Source organism: Dyella sp. S184 (assembly GCF_009766065.1).
Taxonomy (GTDB): Bacteria; Pseudomonadota; Gammaproteobacteria; order Xanthomonadales; family Rhodanobacteraceae; genus Rhodanobacter.
On record NZ_LMUE01000002.1, the window covers coordinates 1,232,318 to 1,232,614 of the forward strand.

A 297-nucleotide genomic window follows, 5' to 3' on the forward strand; every position below is an offset into this window, starting at 1 on the left:
CCCAGCACCATCGGTACGGCGTTGATCGTGCCGGTATTGATCAGGGTCGCGGTGGTGCCGCTGGTCAGATCGACGGCCACGGCATGATCGGCGTTGGCGCGGACGATACCGGTGTTGGTGAAGGTCAAGGCGCCGGGGGAGACCAACTGGGCGCCGTAGGCGGTGGTGGTGGTGCCGATGGCGATGGCCTTGACGGTGCCGAGATTGCTGGCCGACACGGTCGCGCCGGAAGCATACAACCCGGTCGCGACGCTGCCGGCACCGTTCGCGGTCGCCACGATGAAGCTGGACTTGCCC

The 297-nt window shown here is 67.3% G+C and carries 1 protein-coding gene; it reads right to left on the reverse strand.

Features of this window, described 5'->3' with window-relative positions:
* On the reverse strand, positions 1 to 297 hold a 297-nt coding region (locus GSQ75_RS19015), incomplete at both ends, for a hypothetical protein (protein WP_216840609.1).